Below are 23,157 nucleotides of genomic sequence, written 5' to 3'. Positions count from 1 at the left end.
CCTCCTACTCGACCCGTACGATCCACAGCTTCTTTCCCTGCTCCAAAAATTGTCCAAGCCGCTCGCCATCACTTTTCTTCAGCTTCAATTCTGGTGTCGCCACCTTGCCAGTCGAAGTAAAACGATTATTGTTGTTTCCCTTTTCTGAATCCAGCACATCATTATTGTCTTCTGTTCGCACATAATTCACGGTGACTCCCGATATAAACACCTCCTTTGCAGGTTCACTAATTGGGCTCTGCACGATCAGTTCTTCCTCTTCCTTCTTGTCTGGGCTAAGCGATTCACTCCGCCTTTCTCGGTCTCCATCAACAAGATAAATATCTACCTTATCCCGGCTGCGCAGTGAACCATTGATGGCATAGATAGCCTCCTTCGGTATAGGAAAAATCCCTTCATCCTTTAGGGGTTCTAAATCACTAACATCCACTAAGGATGCCGTCAAAATACTTCCATTGGTCAGATTTACATTCGTAATTTTGTGCTCCACTTGTGCGATTTCTGTAATTACACCCGAAGGTATATCCTTGGTCTGAACAGAATCCAGATATAAATCACTTGCTTTCAGCTCATAGTTTTTTGGAAGCAGCTCCCCGCCTTCCACCTTGATTTTGACCACAGTTCGGGATAGTACGTAGGGCTTGAAGTAGAGATCATAGCCTAATAATCCGCCGACTCCAGTAATCAAAATGAGACTTGCGAAGAAATAATTGCGTTTCAACAGTTGCCTACGCTGTAAAGCCAAGCCTTCCGCCTCCTCAAAAGCACAGTTTTGAAAAACGACAAAAAGCAACTTGGCGTAAATAGCCAAGCTGCTGGTAAAATGCTTTTTTTACCTGTAGAGATTTAAAGAGCTATTAGATTATAGGGTTCCGATAAAAGCGCTCAGGTTCATACCATAGGCTCTCACCGGAAAATAACCTTTTATTTAAACACTACGGTCTTATTTTGATGGACGAGGATCCGGTCTTCGATATGCCACTTCACCGCACGAGCCAGAACAACCCGCTCAATGGTGCGTCCAATCCGCTTCAGCTCGATGACATCATCACCGTGACTAACCCGCTGTACATCCTGTTCAATAATTGGGCCACCATCAAGCTCTTCTGTAACATAGTGAGCAGTTGCTCCGATAATCTTCACCCCGCGTTGGTACGCTTGAGCGTAAGGATTGCCGCCAATAAAGGCTGGCAGGAAGGAGTGATGAATATTAATAATTTGGTGGCGATAGTGTTCAATAAACGACGGCGAGATAATCTGCATATACCGAGCCAGAATGATAACATCAATGTCGTCTCCGATGACCTCAAGCTGACGTACTTCCGCCTCAGCCTTAGTATCAGCTGTAACTGGAATATGGTGAAAAGGAATGCCGAAGGACTCAACATACGATTTCATATCCAAATGGTTGCTCACGACGAGAGCGATGTCGGCTTCTAGATCACCAGCTTGCCACTGCCAGAGCAGCTCCACAAGACAATGGTCTTCTTTAGAGACAAATATGGCTAATCTTTTCTTATGACGAACATTGAAAATTTTCCAGTTCATCTTGAAACGTTCAGCCACCCCGCCGAACAAAGAACGTATCTCTTCCAGACGATCTCCTAATTCGGGAAGGTCAAACTCAACTCTCATGAAGAACATTCCGCCATCTGGATCCATTGTGTACTGATCCGATTGCACAATATTCGCGCCATGCTGATACAGAAAGTGTGATACAGCCGCCACGATTCCTGGTCCGTCAGGACAAGAAATGAGCATACGCGCGCGGTTGGAATAAGACTCAACACCTGACGAATTGTTTCTTTTTACGTGTAATTCCATGACCCTCATCCCATCCTCTCATCTACATGTGCAATCTGAAGTCTAACTTATGCATGAACGAGCACTTACTTGCCTGCTAACCATGCAATCAAGCGATGATTAATGGCTTCTTCGCTCAATTGCGGGAATAGCTCGGCAGCGATGACTTCATCATATAGACGTTCCAGTGGTTCACGTGGATCAGCTTTTTTAGCCTTGGCATCGTTCTTCAGCAACTCCCAGACATTAAGCACAAATTGACGGGAGTCGATCTCCTTATTCGCAAAAAACTCACGCAGTTTTTCAACATCCTCTATAAACTCCGGTCCAAATCGTTCCGCTACGTTGCCACGGAGCAAAGCAATCTCAACCTCATACATCGGACGCTGTTTCTTCGCATCTTTACCAACCCATGGCGTCTCAAGAATGAATGGCAGACCTGTCAATTTCTCATGATGGACGATTTTGTTAATCGTATCAAAACCGATCCAACCCGAACCAATTGGAGTGTGACGGTCTTTACCTGCTCCACATGGATTTTTGCTGTCATTGATATGGATAACCCCAAGACGATTCAAGCCGATAATCTCATCAAACTTGTTAAGAACGCCATCCAAATCATTAACGATATCATAGCCGGCATCATGAATGTGACAAGTATCAAGACATACGGATAAACGCTCGTTATGTTCAACCTTATCAATAATAGAAGCTATCTCCTCGAAGCTGCGCCCGATTTCTGTTCCCTTACCAGCCATAGTTTCTAGGGCTATATGAACTTCCGTTTCATTGGTTCCTCCAAGAACCTCGTTAAGTCCATCTGCAATCCGCTGAATACCGTATTCTGCATCCTTATCAGTGAATGCACCTGGATGTAATACGATATGCTTGACCTCAAGCGCATGCGTACGGCGGATTTCCTCTTGTAAGAAATCAACAGCCAACTGATACGTGTTCTCTTTATAGGAAGCGAGATTAATAATATAAGGTGCGTGGACGACAATTTCCTCCACACCGTTTTCTTTCATTGCTTGCTTTCCTTCAACCGGATACATGGCATCAATCGGCTTGCGGCGCGTGTTCTGTGGCGCTCCTGTATATATCATAAATGAGCTGGAACCATACTCATTTGCTTCATTTGCTGCGGTCAAAAGACCCTTGTCCGAGCAAGACACGTGTGAACCTATTTTCAGCATACTTCTTCCCTCTTTCCTTCACGAATTACCCCCTATTCTACCGTGATCAGAAAAATAAATCTAGACAAGGTCAATATGCTGGGTTCTGCTTCGCAAAACTTTGGAAATAAGCTATACTTTAATATGAGATTAAATTATGTGAGAATACTCATTGCCAAAAGGTGGTGTATGCATGTCTATCCAATCAGGACTTGGTTTATTATCCGCAACACCGAGCAATTGGTTCATGAACTCTATCGCTTTCTGGACATTTATGCTGCTGGGTTCCATGTGTATCGGCGGTTTTTTTATGTTCCGGAAATTCCTAAAGGTATTGCCGAAAGCCGATGGAAAATCAAAGCTGGACTGGCAAAATTACTGGGTAGAACGCAGTCGTTCACTCTGGAGTGATGAATCAAAAGCTTTCTTAGACCAGCTTGTACAGCCTGTGCCTAGCCCTTTTCGCGATATCGCCAAACATTCCATTGCTGCCGAGATCGGTAAGATCGCTGTGGAAAGTAATGCGAAAGAGGTTACTCGTGATCACTGCATTAAAGGTTACATAGTCGCCACACCACGGCGTGACAATCGTTTCCTCGTCAATTTTCTTGAAAAGAATAAAATCGACTACACTGCTTATCAGCATTTGTTCAAGTGATTGATAATCTGATGTTGCATTCAGAACGGAGGCCAACCTTATGAAATATGTAATATGTGGCGGCACCGGTTTCATTGGCAGTGAACTAACAAAATACTGGCTACAGGCAGGAAATGAAATTGCAATCGTCGGTCGCAATCTACCTAAAGCTGCGCCATATCATCCTAAGCTGAGTTACCACACATGGGACAGCCTACACACTGATTCAACACCCGTCGAAAATGCGGATGCTTTGATCAATCTTGCTGGAGCTTCTCTCAGCCAACGTTGGAGTCAGAGCGGCAAAACAGCAATTATGCAATCCCGTCTTTGGGCCGTTTCCGCTGCAGCTAAGCTACTCGCCCGTTTGAAACACAAACCTCCTGTAGTCATTCAGGCATCAGCTGTGGCTATTTACGGAACCTCTTTGCAAGATACCTTTAATGAATCATCACCAGCCCATGTCATGGACTTCCCTTCTGACGTGGTTAAGACATGGGAAGAAGCTTCTGATGAAGCATACACGAATATCCGTATGATCAAGTTGCGAACTGGGGTTGTTCTTGGTAACCGAAACGGAGCATTCCCCAAGATGAAGCTTCCCTATTTATTAGGATTTGGTGGTAACATCGGAGCGGGAAACCAGTGGGTCTCCTGGATTCACCTGACCGATATCGTTCGTCTAATCGATTTTTGTATTCAAAACCCCACCATCTCCGGACCTGTTAATGCGACTGCTCCACAGCCGGTTACGAACGAAGAGTTCGGTAGAATGATTGGCAAAGTATACAACCGGCCGCATTGGTTCCCACTGCCTGCCATGCTGTTAAAAACAGCAGTAGGTGAATTGTCTGAGATCTTGCTCAAAGGACAACGCGTCCTTCCTTCGGCAGCATTAGAGCAGGGCTTTAACTTTACCTTCCCTACACTTCAAACCGCTTTAGAAAATTTGAAAAGCCAAATATAGCAGAATCAACACTCTTTGCTTGCGCTCTTCATTCCATGTGGAATGTGTAACTTCCTTTTACAATCTTAAATACGGTCCCCTCTGACAGCGGGTACTCTTTGTAAGGGATCATGGCTTCCCCTTGAAAAAACGTTCCGTTTCTGGAGTCGAGATCCTTTAGTACGTATCCGCTTGGGCTTCTAGATATCTCCGCATGTACTCTTGAAGCTCCTTCCGATTTTTCTACATACTGAGCTACTTCCGCCGATCGGCCAATGATAAAGCTAGGTCGGTTTAACGCAATGGTTTCCGACTCTGCCTCTTCCTCATCGCTTCTTTTAAGATAAGGAACATTTCGAGCCAGCTTCTCATTTCGTTTGCCTTGCTCAGGTGTTTCCTCCCGTGATAATAAAGCTGTTGGGGCTATTGGACCTGGTGGTATTACGAAACTCTCCTCCTCTTTCCTTGATTCAGATCGTACTGACGGAATGTCAGAAAAAGGGTCGGATGGATGCTGATCACCCTTTGGAATTGACGCTGCTGGACGCACAGTGGTCACAGGATTCCTACCAAAATTCCACTCCAGTTCTCTTCGATTCGGACTCCGGTTTGTATCTTCAGAATCCTCACTCTTATGTTCCTTTTCTTCGTCACTTCCAAACCTTATCCTTTCGCTCCATACCATCCAGCTAAAAGTAGCCAAGACAATCGTTGCGATCCCACACACGGCTAGCCATAAAGGTTTTTGGTTATTTAGATATAGGAATTTCCATAATAATGCATCACCCAATAAGCACCCTAGAATAACATAGGTTCTTGAGCTTGAGGGTTGTGAATTCGTCAACCTGTTATCTTCTGTAGACCGAAGAGACCTCTCCTCTACTTTCCCCCTAAGATTCGGACTGGAATAGCTGTTTAACCACGGAGCTGAGTTCTGCTGAGTAAGCAGACCCTTTTCCTCGTTCCGCTCACTCATTTTTTTCTGGGGAGCAGCTACCTCATTCACAAACAGTTCCCTTACTCTCTCTTGCATTCGTCTTTCAGGCTCTGCCGGACGTACTTCTGTCATCTTAGGTGATGTGTATGCCATTTCTGCGTTACTACTGAATTGTCCTCTACTAGAGTCGCCCTCTGTCAACAGCTCTGAGAGAAGATTCTTTAAGCCGGCTGGTGTAAAATCTTCTTCCCCACAGTATTGCAGTACTCTTTGAACACCACTGCCAGTAAGCTCTGTGATAGATGCCATCATCACCATGATCAGGGACTTGAGGGAATGTCCCAGCCTAGAAGCAGGCTCATTCCCCTGCACAGGGATATAGGTGAGATATACCTTACCACTCTGCAATGATCCTTCAATAAAAATGTAATCTTCATGCAAAGCATACTGATCCGCCCGAAGCATATATAACCTGCCATCTTCCATCCCTTGCGCAATTTGCAGAAGTAATCCAAAAAATGAGGCCATGCTCAGCTTCTCACTTTTGAGTAAATGACTGAGCATTTTTTTACGCAGAACAGCATATTCCATCGTAACCTTTAAATCAATTTCCCTAAGTAACAACCTTAAATGATGAGGGATGTCAGTGTTCATCAGCATACGAGCTTGAACCATGTTAAGCTTCCCCACCGGCATCCCTTCTGGTTCGCCAAGCATCATATATATACCGTCCTGCTGCATAAAGTCACGGGATAATCCGTACAACAAGCATTACCACCTCCTATTTTAAAAATAAAGATAAGCGCAAATGGTACCAGGGACTACAGCCAGCATGAAGGGAAACTTCAACAGCTCATTATCTTTATTTCGTAATAGGAATGAACTCTTCAATAATATAAATCCGGAAATTATGTTAAAGATCTTACGCGTACGCCTGCCTGTCTCCCGTCTCTTTAAGACAATTAGCCAGCCTATCAAAGCACCAAACAGTACGGAGTACATCACGACCTGCAATGTAAATAGCATCCCTGTCCACGCTCCAATCCCGGCAAAAAGCTTAACATCCCCCGCACCAACCGCCCCTATCAAATGCAAGATTAGAAGTATTGTAAATCCTGCAGCGGCACCCACACCAGCCTTCAGCAGTCCATCCCAGCCGTTCATCAGCGCTTGAGCCAGCAGACCCGCAAGCAATCCTGAGACAGTGATCCAGTTTGGTATTCTCATCGACTTTATATCCGTAATAAATGCAGCTGCCAGAAACGGCAGACATCCCCAGAAGGCCCACTCCGCCATGGATTACCCTCCTTCCCCTTCATTCATTTCACTACTGTGAACATCACCTCAATAGATCTACCGTCATCGAGCTGAATTACAAATGGCCACGAGCCCGGTGTGGTATTCACACCTATTTTCCACTCCCAATCGATATATCCGTCCGCATCCGCTTGTTTCCAGCCTAAATATCTAGCAGTACTTCCCCCGCTTTTATAAAAAACGGATAAGCTAGCGGAAGCATTCGGCGGAATTTTAGCACGAACTTTGCCTTGCTTATTGGCTACAGCTGGATTCGGCTTCTCCAAAATCTTAATAAAATCCTCTGGTTGACCAGTGCCGTCATTGCCCTTATTTGTACCCTCTCCTGTATCCCCGATCCAAAGACGTTCAACAGCACTTGCCTCAAGTACAATGCGTTGGTTTAGAAAGGGCACCTTCATCGGCAGCTCATAGCTAACAACCATTCCAAAGTAAGGTCGGGTACCCTTCTTTAACTCAGGCACGATAATGTTAGATACATGAATTCGATCATAATCCAACAAGTCTGATGACAGATAAGGCTTTAATAGGGGTTTAATCGCTAAATCCAGTACACTTTCAGAGGTCTCAGCCTGTAGCTTCTGCAGAGGTCCCTCGCCCTTCTCTAAAGCTGACATGACCCACTCATTCAGCGGCTTAGGTAATGACATTGCATAACTACTGCCCCAATCTGTAAGTGACAAGCGAGGGATCGTCCAATTCGATTCAGCTTGATTGCCAGCGGGTAGATCCGTACCACCCTTCACTGGATCAGCACCAGCTTCGCTTGTTGCTCCCCATTTCTGCACCGCCAAAGCTACCGGGTACATATGCGTTGAAATAGATTTCACAGTATCGGATGCTGTGCTTTGTAAGGCTGTCGAATACAAGGTCATCTGTACGATAGAAATTAGGAACAAAACAAACAGTAGGAAGATCGGGAGAACCATCGCCGCTTCTACTACCATACTGCCTTCTTCCTTCGTCTTCCCCCTAATCCGGTACCTGTCCCCCATATCCTTACCAACCTCCTGCTAGTATGAAAAATCAGCCTGTACTGTTCTCATATATGTACTGCCTTGCACTTCTCCAGAATACCCAGCGCTATAATCCAACAGCTTCACAACACCCGGCAGAAACCATAGCCGCATCCCAAGCTTAATATTCGAAGAGACATACGTACTTCTTTCATCTGGATTTATTCCTGTGTTCAATCGGATTAGAGCCAGCATTCGAGATAACTGAACATTTCCGCCTCCATGCAGCATCATGAACAGACGCAAATGATCGCGATAAGTCAGCTGGGCTGGTAAGTATTTAGACAGTGTTATGGAATTTTTCTCACAGAGTAACAACATGTCCTGAATAGCTTGCTGGATGCCATACAACAGTGCTGCGGCCAGAACGGCCAACGGGTTTCCTAAACTTGCCTTCTCAATAAAACCTTCCATCGTTCGAATAGACAGCCTCATGGCAAATATTTCAGCATACGCTGCGGCTACATTTCCAGCAGGATTATGAAATCCATAAAGAATGTATTCCAGCTCTTGCGCTTGAGGATTAAGCTGGTCTGTAAGTTCGGTTGTACCCTCAGAACCTTTTGCTAGAGTGGCTAGCTTGGAAACGTCAAAATGTTGAAAATAGAACGCAGAATACTCTGTTTGGAAAAGTCTATCTCTAGCTCCTCCCATAATGCCACCCATCGCTGCATAGATTCCGTCCATATCCTCCATTGCCGAACTCCCAGCAGTATACGGGTTAGTGCTTACTTCAGATTTAACAAGTGAATCGGATACTAATTCCTTATTAAAAGCGATATTCTCCTCGTAATATTGACGAAGTGTTTGATAGCTTGTCAGAGAATCTGTCACTCCGTTACCCATCATTCGAATCTTATCAAGCAATGCTTTCGCTTCACCCAGCTTAGATTTTGCTTCTCTCTCCAACTGCTTTCGCTCTTTATCTGAGCTACGGTGCTGTTCGATTACAGCCAAATCACTAACGATAATACTTCCCTTCTTACCGTAATTCTGCAGATAGTTATTCACTACGCGTGAAGCTTCTAGAACAGAAGAGATCATTTGATAGGAGTCACCATATTCACTCAAAGCTTCATACAGCACACCCGACATTCCTGTCACAATCGGTTCGATGGCACCGTAAGCACTTTGCTGCGTGGATATACTATTCTCCATCTGACTTAGATCCGTTGAGGAGAGAATCAGTGCATCTTCCTGCTCACGCAGCTTTTTAAGCGGGTCTGAGCTTATCTCTCCTGAGCTTCCCGGAATATCCCAGTCATTAGCAGGATCATTTGATAGATTCACCCCCTCCATTCGCGACTGTTCCAATATATTTCTCATCTCGTCATTCAATTGCTCTGCCTTCTTTATCGCTTCATTCGCTCCCTCCATTGATCTTTCATGATCTTCTCGAAAAGCTGTTAATAAGCCAGGAAACCGCGATAACATCTCAGTAGTTCGACTCCGATAGAGAGACAATTGATAAGTGTACTTTGCAGGCTTTTTACTATCACGATAAAGATCATCGTAATATTTCCCAAGATAGTCACTATACTGTGCGGGAATATCCGCCGCCGATTGTATACTTCCGAGTGAACTGGCAGAAATGGACTCTGCAAGCGGATCCATAATCGATTGAAGCAACCTTCTCCCACTCTCCGCAGCCTGGCTTCTCCGTTCTAACATAAGATCCAAAGCCTCTTCCCGCTCGTCATATAACGGCTGTAGCTTACTGAGTAATTCAGTAACCCGTGAGGCCTCTGCCATTACTCCTGACATCGGCTTGAATTTACCTGCCAATTCCAAAGCAAAATCCACAGGAGCCTTATACTTCATTTCCTCCAGTATTTGTCGACTCACAACATCATAGCTACCCAGCGGCCTGCTCCATTTCAAAGATGACGTTTCCAACACGAAGGGTACCAGATTGAACACGTCACTCCTACCACTTTTATGCATATTATCATTGAGTACCTGAGACAGCAGCATATCCCCGTCACTCTCTCCAAAGGCGAATAAACCATACTTTTCTCGTAGCTCAACATCGTAAGATGACATTACAGAGCGAACGCTAGCCCTCGCTAAACGTTCCTCCTGAACATTGAAGGCCGCAATCCGCGCATAGTCAATCAGCACAGCGGTAAACAGAAAGACGAAAGCCAGTACCATAATTAAAAAAATGGATACTGAACCTTCCGTTTTGCCCTTACCCTGCCTTTGTTTCTTTTGACTCTTACCGCTAACAAGGCAACTGCTAAAGATACTCCTCATCAAAACCTCCCTCCTTATCCCTACCTTCAATAGATATAAGATCCATTAGCAAGGAAATATTCACTTATCCTGAAGCTTGGTCATCATCGCGGATGCATCCTTCTTCTCCATGTGGACTCCAGACCCACTAGTACCCTCTGAGCCACCCTTGAACTTAGCCCCGAAGTAACGCATCAGGTCTACCGTACGGATAAACTCAACAGGCTCAGCGATGATAGATTGAGTTCTTACAGTTGGCTTTGCCTCATCAGACAAAACTTCATCAAGTACAGGTAAGTGCAGTAGACGATTTAATTCACCGCTTACTTTCCGCCCCGTAAGCGTGTATTCGTAGTTCATATTTCCCGGCATATTATTCGGAATCATAGAGGACGAATGTCTGAGTTTAAGATCTGGTAGATCACTCTCATCTGACACTTCACCAGGTAGCTGTATTGTCGCGCCACCTTTCCCAGCTTCTCCGCCGAATAATGAGGCCAGCAACGCATCATCTCCAATTCTCCAATAAAGGGAGTCATACTCACCAGCAGCATAGGAGCCAGAAACCTCTTTATGGCTGTTGTCCCAATTGTAAGCCGCACGCTCAGCAGCCCCTGAGGCTACTTGCAGCAGCATGGACTTTTGGTAGCTATACAAACAAAAGAACAGAAGAAGCATTGTAATACACATGACCATAGGTAGTAGAATTGAAGCTTCAATAGTAAAGCTGCCTCGATCGTCCTTAAGCTTATTCACTCAAATACTTCCTGGCTCTTTTCTCCTGCAGTTTTAATCAAAGCCTCTACTACCTCCTGAATTTTGTCCTTAAACAAAAGAACGACCGCAATCAGCACTGCAATAATCAGAATCATTTCCAGTGTCCCCAGGCCTTCCTCGTCCTTCCAGAAATTCTTCACACTACCCGACATTGTCGTCATCATTAGTTCACCCTCCTACATTTTTAACATCATGAATGCTGGTGTTCCCACCAGTACAATTACTATTAAAAAAATAACTACCATCGGAAAGACTAGTTTAGAGGAAGCTTGCTCCCCTCGCGTTCGGCTGATAGCTTTACGTTTATCCCACAGCATCCGCGAGAGATCGCGTAGCGATAACACAAAATCCGCTCCACCTCTGCGGTAATTCAAAAGAACCGTCGTCGTGAACAACGATACTTCCTGCACTGCACATCTCTTGCTAAAATTCTCGAATGCCTGCTGAAATGAATACCCTCCTTCCCATTCACTGGTCATGATCCTAAGCTCCTTGTATAATGGGTGATTAACATCACCTCGGCGGCTCTCCACACAGCGGATAATCGCCCGTTGTACGGTCTCACCTGCTCCTACCAGCAATACAATGCTGTTCAGAAGTTCTGGTAGCTCGAGCATAATATTTTGCTCTCTCACCCTCACCTTTTTATGCAAATCACTCACCATAGCAGCTGGTAGAGCTACCGCCAAGAAAATACCTAGAATCAGACCTGTCTGATCGCCGCTAAACCCTGTGATCAAACTTCCACCCACAAGCAACAACCAACTGTAGCTAAGCATCTCACCCATGAACAGCAGGGTTCGTTCTGCACTGTAACGCATCCCATAACTTCGCTGCAGGGAACGTTGAATCCTGAACATCAATGATGGAAAACGACTGACAATGCCGCTTTTCTCAATGAGCAGCAGCAGCGGTTCACCCAGCTTCCGAAGTCGTAGTCCTTCCATAGGAAGTTCTCTTAATCCGTCATATCTTTTTCCGCATTTAATTCGTAACAGAGCCCAGACAACAAGTAAAAATATAGTGACTACTGCACATAGCCATCGCATGATTACTTCCCCTTCACAGCGGAATGTCCATTATTTTAGTAGTCCAGAGATAACATAAAAACAAAGCTACTAATGCAAGCGTCGATATAGCTATACCCGCTCCTGTGTACATGGGCTGCATATAGTCTCCTGCAGTCAAACTCATAAAGATCACCATGATTAGTGGAGATATTAACAGCGCTTTCGCTTCGAATTTCTTCTGTGAAATGCTTACAGCAATATCTTGCTGAATATCCAGCTTCTCCCCAATAATCGTAGACGTACGGCGCACTACTTCTACCAGATCGCCGCCTGTACGTTTACATACAGTGAACACGTCAGCGAACCGCTCAATATCTTCCATTCCTGCTCTTGCACTGAAATCCCGAAGCGCTTCCTCCACTGGCTGACCGTATTCCATGCGCGTACAGATAATATTTAGCTCCGAGATCATATCGCCGCCCCCCTCCGGGTCCAGCATACGTAAGTCCTGGACCGCTTCCCGGAAAGCATTCTCGACCGATCGCCCTGCTGAGAGTGAGGAAGACAATGAAAACAACGTCTGTTTAAACTGTAAATTAAGCATACTCCGGCGTCTTTTCAGCAAATAATTACGCAGCATACGAGGTGCATACAGCCCACCAGGCATAAGTAGTAACGATAGTATCCAATGATGATAAAAAAGATAGCCCACTCCAAACAGCAGCATACCACCTACTGCAATAGCCAGAGTTTTCTGTACCAAGGTCAATTCGTATACCGTATAATTCGGCAATAATGAATGGTCTCTGGCATCAGCTTCCTTAGATTTTTCAGCAGCAAACTTAATCTTAAGCACTACTTCTTGCCCCCTTTAGAATTTAAAATCCAGCCTGAGATAACGGGTAGGAGGTTACACCAGCCATTCTAAGCTTTGCTGTATGCATAAGCAGGTTTCCAGAGGAAACTAGCCCCCCTTGTACCCGTCCCTCTCGCTCACCGGATTCTTGAAATTCATATAGAGGGTTTAAGAACACTTCTCCATCTTTCAGGCCTGCAACCTCACTAATCTCCATCACTCGCCTAGAACGATCACGGAGCCTGGATAAATGTACGAAAATATCAATCGCCGATGAAATCTGCTGACGAACAACCGTTACCGGCAGATCCGCTGCACTTAACACCATCGTCTCCAATCGACTGACCATATCGTGCGCACTGTTACTATGCCCTGTGGACAAGCTTCCATCGTGCCCAGTGTTCATCGCCTGTAGCATATCAAGACATTCCGCTCCACGCACCTCACCCACAACAATTCGATTGGGTCTCATCCGCAGTGAAGAACGAATCAAATCTCGAATGGAAATCTCCCCTCTACCTTCTGTATTCGCGTTCCTAGTCTCCAGGGATACAAGATTTGGCACCGTTACAATCTGTAGCTCAGCAGAATCTTCTATTGTGATGACCCTCTCCTGTGATGGGATAAACTGAGATAATGCATTTAGAAAGGTGGTCTTCCCCGAGCCGGTTCCCCCGCTTATAAAAATGTTGTATTTAGCAGCTACTAAGATTTGCAGTAGCTCTGCTGCTTCCAGGCTTAAAGCTTCACGGCTCACCAATTCATTCATCGTCATCGGCTTCTCCGGGAATTTACGTATGGTCATCGCGGGTCCTTTCAGCGAGACTGGCGGAAGAACAATATTCACGCGAGATCCATCCTTCAACCGGGCATCAACGATAGGAGAGGAGTCATTTACTACCCTGTTAACACCGGATACTACCGTTTGGATGATGTCTTCCAGCCTGCTGCCGGACTCAAATTCCATAGGAAGACGACGAATCTGACCCTCCTCTTCCACAAAAATCTCAGTATGACTGTTGATCATAATCTCCGTGATCGCCGGGTTGTCCACTAATGGCTGAAGCACATCCAATCCCCGGAAAGAATCAAACAATCTCTTCACTAGCTCATGCTTCTCCTGCGCTGTTAAGTAACGGAGTCTTTCACTTTCTAGAATCGTTCGTTCGATAAACCCGGTAAGTTCACGGTTCTCTACTGCAGATGTTACATCAAGTCCTGCACGAATCTCACTACGGAGCGCCCTGAACATCTCTTCATTCATGCAGGTTCTTCCCGGTAAACACCAGTGGGAGCGCTGGTTCTACAATCCGTTTGCATAACTGCAAAATTTCTCGCTGAAATTGCGGAGAGTTCAAAAAAAGCTCCTCACGGTGTTGCAGTGTCCATGACGGGATAAAAGGGCATATGCCTTCAATGGTAATTCCCTCTGGAGGCACCCACTCTTCCAAGCGATCTACTGCAAAATTCACTACAAATTTACTCTTGTCCATCACATGGGGGGACATTCCAGAGTTAGGAGCAGTGCAATGCGACAGCCATCTCATAGCCTTATACATGCTTACATCATCATTTTTCAGGACCCAAAGTAAAATCCCACTCCGCTGTAGCACAGCTTTCGCACGCTCTTCCTCGATGCTTCCGGTGTCCACAATAACAACATCAAAGTTTCTCACGGCAACCAGCCGCTCTAATAAATCCAGCGTATCTTGCAAAGTCATCTGCAGCATTTCCTTCACATTAATAACTGGCCTGAAAGAAGCAGTTCGGAGGTGATCATATCTAATGAAGTATTGTCCTAATTCGATCGTATCCGCTTCATCCTTATCTCGATGGGCCTTTATTTCATATAGCAGTCGCTCTAGTCCAGGCGTATGACCTGCAGGGATTCTGAGAAACAACCCACTGCTGTCAACACTCTCAAGGTTCAAATAAAACACCGAAAGGCCCATTTCACCAAGCTGCTTAGCCATATTCAATGCTATCGTCGTTTTGCCCATGTTGCCGCTAGAAGAGACAACCCCCAGCAACAGCGTTTCATCTAGTACAGAAGCTCCTCTACCTCTTTGAACTTCACATAACTGGAGAAATGCTCCTAGAAGGGAAGGAAGCGCCTGATATTTGGCAATCATCACTCCTCCTCCCAGACTCTTAGCACTCTTACCGAGATAACCTCCATCCTCACTCAAAACTGCCCACGGAACCATGCTTTTCCCCTCTACTAGCCAAGCCTCAATAAAAGAAGAGTCCCCCACAACAGCATCCGGGATGTCCTCTCCCCTCATAAATTCGATAAAAGCATCCATTCGGCTAAAAGCCGTAATACGCAGCATTTCTCCGTACTCGCTGTGATGAAGATAGTGCAGTAAGGGTTCGATATATTGACTTTCACGCACTGCGAGCACAATCCTTGCCGCCATGAAACCACGCTCCTTTCGATAAGAAGAAATCCATTATTTTCTCAAAAAAAGACAGCAAAAAAAGCACCGACAATAACCGTGAATACGGTAATTGAACGGTGCTTCCGTTACTATTCCTTTAATTTACAGCTATAGTAGCATATACATAAGAAGGCAGCAATAAGTTTTTTCACACACTAGCTGGATACTATACTCTCATCTTATCTTCGCGCCAGTACTTAATGGCAGACCGAATATCGGCAGGGTTGAGCTTCTCCTTCACCGCCCGCTGACACAGTGCTGGAAACTCATCATCACCCGCATAACGTAGCGCTATAATTTGGGCTATTTCAAGCTCTGGGCTCAAAGCTTCGCCTGTCAGACGGAAATAGCGAAACTGCTCTTCCACTCTCACCACGCGGTCCTGATTTTTTGTCGCATATATACGAATTCTTGTAATCGCAAAAAGTAAGCATAAGGACATCCCGAATAACAGCAATGGCACCGTTAAAGCACCATCATCACGTATCTCTTGAACAGCATAAATCGTCGACCACACAAACGAAATCAGCGCAAGCGGCATCGTCACAAAATGAAAAGGCCAATCAAAACGCATAAATCCCTTGGGCTTCCCTTTATTCATAATTCATCTCCATATTTTATATGACTTGTAGAGCGTTTAAAGCTTCGTCTCGCCGGGAATAGCCACGATAAAGGGCTTGTTGTTCTCCCAGTTCAGCGACTTCCCTGATACTTTAGTTGTTCCATCCACATTAACGATTCCGCAAATAATCTGACTACCCCATACACTCGTATAATAATAGGCATAGGATGGCGCTAAAACAGGGGCTTTGCCATATTCCTTCGCAATGGGGTGTCCGAATATCGCGGTAAAATCTTTTTTATCAGCCTCTTTCGAATTGTCCAAATCGGCTTCCCATACGACTGTTCTAATATTGTCTTTAATCTCATAATACGATACAAAATGCCCATAGATTATGAAATATCCATCAGATCTGCCTTCAGGAAAATAATACGACATAGACAACGCTTCATTATCACCCGTTAATTGAGACGGTTCTCTTTCATCAACCGGGAATTGTAAAGCAGCAATGCGGGAAACTACTAAGTCGTTACTAGTATAATTCTGCACAAGTTTTGCATTAGCACGTTCCTGAACCCAGACAGTCTTCGTAGCAGCATCTACCGTTACTCTAGCCCCAAGAGCTTCTGCAATAAATCTCAGCGGTACCGTAACTCTTCCATCCATGATTCTAGCAGGTGCTGCCAGTTGCACAGATTCCGAGTTCTTCCACGCCGTTCGAGAACCTGCAGCAAGCTTAAGCTTCATAGAGTCTCTAACGATCGTTACTTGCTTTGTACGGGCTTCCCACTGAATAGAAGTATTCTTGAAGCTCTCAAAAGCCTTCAGCGGAACCATCGTCTGTCCGGAAATGATTTGTACACCGTAATTCAGGCTCGAATTATTCACCATAACCCTGAGCTTAGAATCTGCGGATATCGTCCCCATTGTACCTAAAGAAATTAGCATAAGAATTAAAAGATAAAACCCTACCTTTCGCGCCATCCCTTCACCCCTCGCTACATGTCCTTAACCATACCAAATTATGGTTACATTATAACATCTAGCCAAATTGCGGATTACAAAAATCTTTGTTTGATCTCCGGTGTGGGGAGCAGACACTGCTCATCACGCCCGAACCAACGGTAACGATTCCTTGCAACATAGCGGTAAAGGGTATTCCGTATTGGGCGCGGCACTATAATGAAGATATACGCAGCAGGCCAAGGCCATCTCAATCTACGTGCAATTCGCAGTACAGCAGCCGACTCTGTATAATACATACCGTTCTCCAGCAATACAACTGTGTTCAACTGCCCAGGTTGAAGTCCAGCCTCACTCATTAGCTTAGCGGCAATTTCACTTTGTAAAGGCGCGAATAGAAATTTAGCCTTGGGATCACGCGGGATGATGAAACGAATCAAACCTTGGCATAGATGACACACCCCATCGATCAACACAATGGATTTATTTTGCATAATGTTCAGCTCCTCGTTCATAGCTCCCCCTCCCTATAAAGATAAGTGTATCGCATATTTTGGGTAAACAAAAACGCGGGATAGAATCCCGCGCCAACATGTACCGTTCTTTAATTATTCAGCAATTGCCTTTTCAATCCATTGATCACCGATCATTTGTCCTTCGAAATCAGCAGTGAATGCCTCCATGCATTTACAGATGAAATCTTTGCGGCAAATTGGACATGGAGTTTTAAGCAGGCGGCTGATGTTCGTCATTTTCCATTCCGGAAACCGATTATAAAACGCACGGCACTCCGTTCCATCAGCAAGCTTGATAATGAACTCGTACAATCCTTCCTTATCGTTGCTGCTGGCTTTGGTCACATTCGTAATATTCGGTCTGTAAGACATCTTCATCACCCATTATTTAAATTTTTGGTTGTAAATTGCACACGCAACATATTCTCAGATACTTAGACATATTAAAGAATTTTAAGGGTGATGTCAACCAAAGACGGCTAACACGGAAGCTATTTATTGCTCTTTTCTGATCAACACCTTTATTCAGTCATTATTTCCATAAAATATATACAGATACATTTAATTTATGATCATTCATTTTGCTGTGATTTGATAAACCGAATTGGCGTTAATGGTTCATAGAATTTTCTTATTTGGCTCCCCATCATAAATGGTGTACAATTAAATTGCGATAAATTAAAATTGGGAATTACAAAGGAGGTGGCATCCATGAGTATTTATGATTTTGAGGTCAACACTCTTCGGGGTGCAGAAGAATCATTGTCCAAGTACAAAGGTAAAGTACTCCTTGTTGTGAATACAGCTAGCAAATGCGGGTTTACGCCTCAGTATAAAGGGCTTCAGGAAGTGTATGATAAATTTAAGGATCGCGGATTCGAAGTGCTTGGTTTCCCAAGCAATCAGTTTGCCGGCCAAGAGCCTGGCGAAAGTGATGAAATTGCAGAATACTGCGAGATTAACTATGGGGTAACTTTCCCCATGTTCGAGAAGATTGATGTAAAAGGCGACGAAGCACATCCATTATTCAAATACTTATCTAAGGAAGCTCCTGGTGTTCTAGGCTCAAAAAGCGTGAAATGGAACTTCACCAAGTTCCTGGTGGATCAAGAAGGCCGTGTCCTTAAGCGCTTTGCTCCTAAAACTACTCCTCAGCAGATCGAATCCTATATCTCCAAGCTTCTGAAATAATCCGTTCAATAAGAAATTTTGAAAAAGGGTACTGGCCACATCCCTCAGACCACCAGGTGATATGCGGTCAGTGTCCTTTTTGTCATTATCCATTATACGAAAATACAGCTTTCCGATTGTTCGTTAAGCACAAAAAAAGAATCCTTGCATCGCAAGGATTCTTTCATCATTCTATATGCGGTAGAGAGGACTCGAACCTCCACGGGTATACACCCACTACCCCCTCAAGATAGCGTGTCTGCCATTCCACCACTACCGCGTGGTGAGATAAAACTTAAAACTTTGTTTGAGGTCAACATTCATTATTATAAATGTACTTCCCCAAAATGTAAAGGCGTTGATTCAAGAATTTTCGTCGGCCCATTTCTGCTTACGATATTCAGTGAATGCTAAGTATTCTTCAATGAATTTCCTTTCCTCTGGAAGCAATTCATTCGTTCGATCTTCATTCAACTTCACTTCTCCGAAATCATAGTCCTCATTGCTCTCTTTCAATATTTCAGATGTATTTCTACCTAAAATAAGCCAGTCTAGACTTACATGAAAAAAAGCGCTGATCTCAATCAATTTGTGTGTTCCCGGAGTAGACTTGCCCCGCTTCCAATCTCCCATATTACCTGTGCTTATATTTAACTGCTCACAGAATGATTTCTTAGTGAGACCTTTTTGCTTAATCAAATACTCTATACGTTCATATATGGTCTGCATCCATAATCCACCCTTCACAAAAAAATAAAAAAAAGACTTATTTAAGTGATTTACCTATTGCAAAATAACGTAAAAAAGTATATAATTGGTGTTACTATGTATTATCCGATTATATCATATGGTTAGAGTGACGATAAGAGGCGACTCAGGTGACAAGTGTCTGATGTAATGCCGTCTGACCCCCTTTATTAGCTTATCATCCTGAAGGATCTCTAGGAGGGAGCGGTGACTTTTGTCAAAGTGCTTATCATCTTCCATTATCCATTCACTTGAATATCTGCCGCACAATGCGGTGGTCATCAACAGCCAAGGCGTTATCCAGTTCACCAACAGGAAGTGGAAGGCATTTAATCATGAATACGGCCTCTCCCCTCAGAAACAATGGATTGGAGCTTATTATTCGGAGCTTATGCAGGATGTGATCCTCGATTCCGATCAATGGGCCAAGCTTTATGATTCGGTGAAAATTATACTCCGCAGAGAGTATCAGATTTATACCTCTGAGTTCTCCATACAAACCACCAATAAAGGAAGCCGTATCTTTCGTTTAGAGATCTATCCTCTTCTGTCAGATGATCACTTAGACAATGCTTTTATAATTTCTCTATATGATTTGGGCGCATTTAAAGAAGGAGCTCAGTTGTCAGGGATCGCAAGCATCTGTTCGACCTGTAAGCCAACACAAGACTTAATTCCCATCTGTGCTTCCTGCAAATCCATTCGAAATTCTAAGGATGAATGGATCAACATTGAACATTTTTTAAAACATCAGCTTTCTCTGCAATTCACCCATGATATTTGCCCAGACTGTGTCAGACAACTCTATCCCCAATATGCAAGAGCCTTTAAGAACTAATCAACTTGTCTAATCCTATAAAAAAAAGTAAGAAAACCTCTGCGAAGCAAAGGATTTCTTACTTTTTATTTGTATGCGGTAGAGAGGACTCGAACCTCCACGGGTATACACCCACTACCCCCTCAAGATAGCGTGTCTGCCATTCCACCACTACCGCATAATATGACCCGTATGGGATTCGAACCCATGTTACCTCCGTGAAAGGGAGGTGTCTTAACCCCTTGACCAACGGGCCTTAGCAAGGTTGTCTTAACGTGACAACAAAATTATGATACCAGAAATATAAAGACATGGCAAGCATTTTTTTCATACCACTTCAGCCTGTAGCATTCTTCGATGCTTCAATCCTCTCTATAGCCCAATCACGTCTAATCCTTGCCTTGATCTCCTCATATTGTTCCCTGGAGTCGCCGTGTATCTCATGAACATAAAGAAGCTTCCTTCTAGGACCATGATCCTCGTAACGAACAAGTTCAATAGTATGATTCACGCAGCAAGCCCACCAAAGATCAGTCCCGCAAGACCGTTATAATAAGACATATCCCCTTGATGTGACTTTTGCATAGGTGATTGAACGTTCTATTTTCCTAATATCCATGTTCCTCACTCCCGCTAACTAACAAAAAAAGAGCCCTTATAGGCTCTAACTTGTGTGTTCTGTCAAACAGATTTATAACTTAACATACTATTTTGAACCAAAACAAATGCTTTTTCTTACAACTAGATTAAAAGAAAGCTTTACACTTTAACCTTCAATGTCTTCTTTAAACGGGTTGCGAGCAGCTCCATCAGAACGGCTAGGACTAAAATGAAATACGTTATAGCTCCAATCTCTCTCACATCATAGTAAAATGCACTCGCCATAAACATATCATATCCAATACCACCCGCTCCTGCCGCAGCTCCCATGGCTACTGCTACGGCGAAGTTAATCTCCAGTCGCATAAAGGTCCAGGAAATCAAGTATGTTATGGACGAAGGAATCACGGCTTGAAAGACAATCTGCCACCAGCCCGCTCCACTTGCTTTCAACGCCTCAATCACTCCGTTATCCAGCTCTTCAAATGATTCTGAGTACGCTTTTACTAGATAGCTAATGGAATGAAAGGTCATACCGATGACAGCTGCAACACTGCCCAGACCAGCGGCAACGGCGAAGATAAGTACCCATAGTACGGTAGGAACTGCGCGGATAAAAGCAACGACACTTCTTACGATGGTCGACAACAGTGGGGAGGATAAATTACGTGATGCTAATAGTCCCAGAAACAAAGCGATCACAGCGCCAAATAATGTTGTTAGAAATGCAAGCCCTAACGTGATTAGCACCTGGTATAACGCATGACTAAAATTGAAATGATTAATAGAAGGTGAAAAGAACATGGTTCGAAGTGTCTGCAGTGTCGAATCAATAGCTGCTCCGAAGTCCAAATCTTTATAATCAAAGGAGAAAAATCCATACACGGTTAGAAAAGCGAGCACGAGCAATGTCATTACAATCGCAAACGAGCCTTTGTTGAACGGCTTTCTCGGGATCAACTCATCTGGGGAGCGATCATTGTAGTGCTCTCGTTCATAGGGGGCTCGAACAGCTTCTTGAAGTTCCATACTACAAAATCACCCTCCTGACATAGTTGGAGACTGCTTCAATAATAAATATTACGGCTATAATTGCGATCACGACTAGAGAAGCAGAGCTGTAGTTTAAGCTTTTATAATATAAGCTGAATAAAAAGCCAACACCTGTCCCTGTTAATATCCCGATGAGTGTAGCCTGTCGAATATTTGTTTCTATCATAAATAGAATCCAACTAATGAGCTGCGGAATACTCGATGGAATCACCGAATGTACGATAATCGAGAAATAGCTGGCACCTGTCGCTCTTAAAGCTTCCACAGAGCTATTACTAACCTCATCAATAGATTCCATAAAAGCACGGGTTAGAAATCCAAAGGAGCCAAAGAAAAGGGCGAAATACCCTGTCATCACGCTCTGTCCAAAAGAAATCAGTAGGATCATCGACCATGCAGCGACATCAATATTCCGAAACAAGGTGGCGATCCAGCGGCTTAATAAACTAAACACGCCGCCTACACCAGTCGTAGTGGAGCCAAGTATAGCAAAAAAGAAAGCGAATATAGCCGCTACCGTTGTTGCAGCGATCGACACCAGCAAGGTCTCCATTAAGGAATCCAGAATATTAGGTAGCCGCGTCATTGCTTTTGCATTCGGATAAAAGTTGCTAACGGCCCACTCCGCCGCCTTCGGTATAGACGTAAAGCCCTTAACCATATCATATTGTGTAATGATGATTGCAGCCATCGTGATAAGAAAAAGCAATGCACAATAGAGTGACGTGTTTAAACGTTTACGAAGAAAGAACCTATCCTGCATACGTATCCCTTTCTTCCGTCATATATTCATCCAGCTCTGCTCCATAAATGGTTCTCAGCAGTTCATTTGTGATTTCAGATGGAGGGCCATCGTAAACAATCGATCCCTCGTTCACACCAATAATGCGGTCAGAAAACTTCATAGCTACATCTACCTGATGCAAATTAATAATTACAGTAATCCCCATATCAGAACAAATCCTCCGCAAATACTCCATAATTGTCTTGGAAGCATTTGGATCCAGCGATGCGATCGGCTCATCACAGAGAAGCAGCTTAGGATTCTGCACTAGTGCCCGTGCAATGCCGACACGTTGCTTTTGTCCTCCGCTCAATTGATCACAGCGCTTATGAACTTGCTCCTGCAGACCAAGAAGGTTCAAGATATGATAGGCCTGCTTCTTCTCTTCCTTTGAATAGAGACCAAGTATGCCTGCCATGGTCGACTTGTAACCCAGTCGGCCATGCAAGACATTCTCAATGACACTTAAACGATTTACGAGATTATAATGTTGAAAGATCATTCCGATTTGGGTTCGAAGCTTCTTTAACTCACTTTTTTTATAATTCATAATATTATCGGTTTCAAACATGATTTCTCCGCTGCTAGCATCGATCATACGGTTAATACAACGAAGGAGAGTGGATTTACCTGCTCCCGAAGGTCCAATAATGGACAGGAACTCTCCTTCTTTCACAGCGAAGTTGACATCAGATAACGCTCTTGTATCCTTGCTGTATTGTTTTGATACGTGCTTGAATTCCAATAACGTTGTCATAGTTAACTCCCTCGTTAGATCAATGTCTTCTTGCTGCCC

Annotated in this window: 26 protein-coding genes and 3 tRNA genes; 4 read left to right on the top strand and 25 right to left on the bottom strand. The window is 44.2% G+C overall.

Features of this window, described 5'->3' with window-relative positions:
* Window positions 1–4: 4 nt before the first annotated feature.
* The 3 genes from M2444_RS29085 to M2444_RS29075 form a co-directional block, all read right to left on the bottom strand.
* The gene (locus M2444_RS29085; protein ID WP_280788732.1) at window positions 5–745 is read right to left on the bottom strand and encodes an SAF domain-containing protein; all 741 of its coding nucleotides are present in this window, start codon (window positions 743–745) and stop codon (window positions 5–7) included.
* A gap of 179 nt (window positions 746–924) precedes the next feature.
* Window positions 925–1,824, bottom strand: a complete 900-nt coding sequence (gene purU, locus M2444_RS29080) for a formyltetrahydrofolate deformylase (RefSeq protein WP_094870663.1) — start codon at window positions 1,822–1,824, stop codon at window positions 925–927.
* 65 nt (window positions 1,825–1,889) lie between these two features.
* Window positions 1,890–2,999, bottom strand: a complete 1,110-nt coding sequence (locus M2444_RS29075) for a deoxyribonuclease IV (protein ID WP_094876965.1) — start codon at window positions 2,997–2,999, stop codon at window positions 1,890–1,892.
* Window positions 3,000–3,171: 172 nt separating this feature from the next.
* Here M2444_RS29075 and M2444_RS29070 point away from each other — a divergent pair, with 172 nt between their 5' ends.
* Window positions 3,172–3,636: a DUF2621 domain-containing protein gene (locus M2444_RS29070; RefSeq protein WP_094870664.1), complete on the top strand. Its 465-nt coding sequence runs from the start codon at window positions 3,172–3,174 to the stop codon at window positions 3,634–3,636.
* Window positions 3,637–3,676: 40 nt separating this feature from the next.
* A complete protein-coding gene (locus M2444_RS29065) occupies window positions 3,677–4,582 on the top strand; it encodes a TIGR01777 family oxidoreductase (RefSeq protein WP_280788731.1) in 906 nt (301 codons plus the stop codon).
* A gap of 28 nt (window positions 4,583–4,610) precedes the next feature.
* Here the strand turns inward: M2444_RS29065 and M2444_RS29060 are convergent, their stop codons facing one another.
* The 14 genes from M2444_RS29060 to M2444_RS28995 form a co-directional block, all read right to left on the bottom strand.
* Window positions 4,611–6,266: a DUF6382 domain-containing protein gene (locus M2444_RS29060; RefSeq protein WP_280788730.1), complete on the bottom strand. Its 1,656-nt coding sequence runs from the start codon at window positions 6,264–6,266 to the stop codon at window positions 4,611–4,613.
* 18 nt (window positions 6,267–6,284) lie between these two features.
* Window positions 6,285–6,794, bottom strand: coding sequence for an A24 family peptidase (locus M2444_RS29055; protein ID WP_094876962.1), 510 nt, complete (start codon window positions 6,792–6,794; stop codon window positions 6,285–6,287).
* Between the two features lie 23 nt (window positions 6,795–6,817).
* Window positions 6,818–7,810, bottom strand: a complete 993-nt coding sequence (locus M2444_RS29050; RefSeq protein WP_280788729.1) for a TadE/TadG family type IV pilus assembly protein — start codon at window positions 7,808–7,810, stop codon at window positions 6,818–6,820.
* An 18-nt stretch (window positions 7,811–7,828) separates the two neighbouring features.
* Window positions 7,829–10,087, bottom strand: a complete 2,259-nt coding sequence (locus M2444_RS29045) for a hypothetical protein (protein WP_280788728.1) — start codon at window positions 10,085–10,087, stop codon at window positions 7,829–7,831.
* A gap of 60 nt (window positions 10,088–10,147) precedes the next feature.
* The gene (locus M2444_RS29040; RefSeq protein ID WP_094876959.1) at window positions 10,148–10,822 is read right to left on the bottom strand and encodes a TadE family protein; all 675 of its coding nucleotides are present in this window, start codon (window positions 10,820–10,822) and stop codon (window positions 10,148–10,150) included.
* Complete coding sequence (locus M2444_RS29035; RefSeq protein WP_094870671.1) at window positions 10,819–11,007, bottom strand: Flp1 family type IVb pilin; 189 nt, start codon at window positions 11,005–11,007, stop codon at window positions 10,819–10,821. The genes M2444_RS29040 and M2444_RS29035 overlap by 4 nt, the downstream gene beginning before the upstream one ends.
* 12 nt (window positions 11,008–11,019) lie before the next feature.
* Window positions 11,020–11,895, bottom strand: coding sequence for a type II secretion system F family protein (locus tag M2444_RS29030; RefSeq protein ID WP_373455828.1), 876 nt, complete (start codon window positions 11,893–11,895; stop codon window positions 11,020–11,022).
* Window positions 11,896–11,905: 10 nt separating this feature from the next.
* Window positions 11,906–12,700, bottom strand: a complete 795-nt coding sequence (locus M2444_RS29025; protein WP_256989837.1) for a type II secretion system F family protein — start codon at window positions 12,698–12,700, stop codon at window positions 11,906–11,908.
* A 31-nt stretch (window positions 12,701–12,731) separates the two neighbouring features.
* A complete protein-coding gene (locus tag M2444_RS29020; protein WP_280788727.1) occupies window positions 12,732–13,973 on the bottom strand; it encodes a TadA family conjugal transfer-associated ATPase in 1,242 nt (413 codons plus the stop codon).
* Window positions 13,966–15,129 (bottom strand): P-loop NTPase family protein, encoded by a 1,164-nt coding sequence (locus M2444_RS29015; RefSeq protein ID WP_280788726.1) that lies wholly within the window; start codon window positions 15,127–15,129, stop codon window positions 13,966–13,968. Before M2444_RS29015 ends, M2444_RS29020 begins: the two co-directional genes overlap by 8 nt.
* Before the next feature lie 187 nt (window positions 15,130–15,316).
* Window positions 15,317–15,751, bottom strand: coding sequence for a DUF6526 family protein (locus M2444_RS29010; protein ID WP_094876957.1), 435 nt, complete (start codon window positions 15,749–15,751; stop codon window positions 15,317–15,319).
* Between the two features lie 36 nt (window positions 15,752–15,787).
* Window positions 15,788–16,696: a copper amine oxidase N-terminal domain-containing protein gene (locus M2444_RS29005; protein ID WP_280788725.1), complete on the bottom strand. Its 909-nt coding sequence runs from the start codon at window positions 16,694–16,696 to the stop codon at window positions 15,788–15,790.
* 74 nt (window positions 16,697–16,770) lie between these two features.
* Window positions 16,771–17,190, bottom strand: coding sequence for a thiol-disulfide oxidoreductase DCC family protein (locus tag M2444_RS29000; protein ID WP_094870678.1), 420 nt, complete (start codon window positions 17,188–17,190; stop codon window positions 16,771–16,773).
* Window positions 17,191–17,283: 93 nt separating this feature from the next.
* The gene (locus tag M2444_RS28995) at window positions 17,284–17,562 is read right to left on the bottom strand and encodes a hypothetical protein (RefSeq protein ID WP_042124803.1); all 279 of its coding nucleotides are present in this window, start codon (window positions 17,560–17,562) and stop codon (window positions 17,284–17,286) included.
* Between the two features lie 339 nt (window positions 17,563–17,901).
* Here M2444_RS28995 and M2444_RS28990 point away from each other — a divergent pair, with 339 nt between their 5' ends.
* Window positions 17,902–18,381: a glutathione peroxidase gene (locus tag M2444_RS28990; RefSeq protein ID WP_094870679.1), complete on the top strand. Its 480-nt coding sequence runs from the start codon at window positions 17,902–17,904 to the stop codon at window positions 18,379–18,381.
* Between the two features lie 176 nt (window positions 18,382–18,557).
* On the opposite strand, the gene M2444_RS28985 is transcribed toward M2444_RS28990, so the two are convergent.
* Window positions 18,558–18,640 (bottom strand) — tRNA-Leu (locus tag M2444_RS28985).
* An 83-nt stretch (window positions 18,641–18,723) separates the two neighbouring features.
* Complete coding sequence (locus tag M2444_RS28980; RefSeq protein ID WP_094874825.1) at window positions 18,724–19,089, bottom strand: helix-turn-helix domain-containing protein; 366 nt, start codon at window positions 19,087–19,089, stop codon at window positions 18,724–18,726.
* A gap of 232 nt (window positions 19,090–19,321) precedes the next feature.
* Here M2444_RS28980 and M2444_RS28975 point away from each other — a divergent pair, with 232 nt between their 5' ends.
* On the top strand, window positions 19,322–19,945 hold the full coding sequence (locus M2444_RS28975; protein WP_094874826.1) for a nitrogen regulation protein NR(II): 624 nt from the start codon (window positions 19,322–19,324) through the stop codon (window positions 19,943–19,945).
* A gap of 74 nt (window positions 19,946–20,019) precedes the next feature.
* Here M2444_RS28975 and M2444_RS28970 read toward each other — a convergent pair.
* The 6 genes from M2444_RS28970 to phnC form a co-directional block, all read right to left on the bottom strand.
* Window positions 20,020–20,102: transfer RNA gene (locus M2444_RS28970), tRNA-Leu, on the bottom strand.
* A gap of 6 nt (window positions 20,103–20,108) precedes the next feature.
* A tRNA-Glu gene (locus tag M2444_RS28965) sits at window positions 20,109–20,180 on the bottom strand.
* Window positions 20,181–20,261: 81 nt separating this feature from the next.
* Window positions 20,262–20,435 carry a hypothetical protein gene (locus M2444_RS28960; protein WP_280788724.1) on the bottom strand — a complete coding sequence of 58 codons (174 nt, stop codon included), beginning with the start codon at window positions 20,433–20,435 and terminating at the stop codon, window positions 20,262–20,264.
* A 248-nt stretch (window positions 20,436–20,683) separates the two neighbouring features.
* The gene (locus tag M2444_RS28955; protein ID WP_280788723.1) at window positions 20,684–21,553 is read right to left on the bottom strand and encodes a PhnE/PtxC family ABC transporter permease; all 870 of its coding nucleotides are present in this window, start codon (window positions 21,551–21,553) and stop codon (window positions 20,684–20,686) included.
* 1 nt (window position 21,554) lies between these two features.
* Window positions 21,555–22,340 carry an ABC transporter permease subunit gene (locus M2444_RS28950; protein WP_094874578.1) on the bottom strand — a complete coding sequence of 262 codons (786 nt, stop codon included), beginning with the start codon at window positions 22,338–22,340 and terminating at the stop codon, window positions 21,555–21,557.
* Window positions 22,330–23,118, bottom strand: a complete 789-nt coding sequence (phnC, locus tag M2444_RS28945) for a phosphonate ABC transporter ATP-binding protein (RefSeq protein ID WP_094874579.1) — start codon at window positions 23,116–23,118, stop codon at window positions 22,330–22,332. The genes M2444_RS28950 and phnC overlap by 11 nt, the downstream gene beginning before the upstream one ends.
* Between the last annotated feature and the right edge of the window lie 39 nt (window positions 23,119–23,157).

This window comes from Paenibacillus sp. PastF-3 (genome assembly GCF_029893135.1).
Taxonomy (GTDB): domain Bacteria; phylum Bacillota; class Bacilli; order Paenibacillales; family Paenibacillaceae; genus Paenibacillus_AQ; species Paenibacillus_AQ nitricinens.
The sequence above is the reverse complement of the archived record's forward strand: the minus strand, read 5'-3'. Positions and strand labels throughout refer to the sequence as shown.